This window comes from Xanthobacter autotrophicus, from assembly GCF_030015065.1.
Lineage (GTDB): Bacteria > Pseudomonadota > Alphaproteobacteria > Rhizobiales > Xanthobacteraceae > Xanthobacter > Xanthobacter autotrophicus_D.
On the sequence record NZ_JAIVFN010000365.1, the window covers coordinates 1 to 471 of the forward strand.

The window sequence follows — 471 nt, forward strand, 5'->3', positions numbered from 1 at the left end:
GTTTTTGTTGCTTCAGAGCACACGCGCGGAAGGTCCCGTGGTGAGACCTTCCGCGCGGCGCATCACATCACTGGCACGCTTCGCAGGTCGGGTCGTCGATGGCGCAGAACTTCACGTCGGTCGCGGGCAGCGCGGCGGCCTGCGATTGCGCCGCGGCGGCGGCCGCATCGAGCGCACTGGGGCGCGCGGCGCCGTTGCCGGCGGCCTGCATCGCACCGTCGCTGCCCGACGAAACGGCGTTGAGCTGGCGCGTGTTCACCGTGCTCATCTCGACGTGCGTCGCGCTCTGCGTGCGCAGGTAGTACGTGGTCTTCAGGCCGCGCACCCAGGCGAGCTTGTAGGTCTCGTCGAGCTTCTTGCCCGAGGCGCCGGCCATGTAGATGTTCAGGCTCTGCGCCTGGTCGATCCACTTCTGGCGGCGCGACGCGGCCTCGACCAGCCAGGTGGGCGCCACTTCGAACGCGGTGGAAT

The 471-nt window shown here is 68.8% G+C and carries 1 pseudogene; it reads right to left on the minus strand.

Annotated elements, in window-relative coordinates:
* Positions 1-67 precede the first annotated feature (67 nt).
* A pseudogene (locus K9U40_RS23545) lies at positions 68-471 on the minus strand (ribonucleoside-diphosphate reductase subunit alpha); the annotation flags it as partial.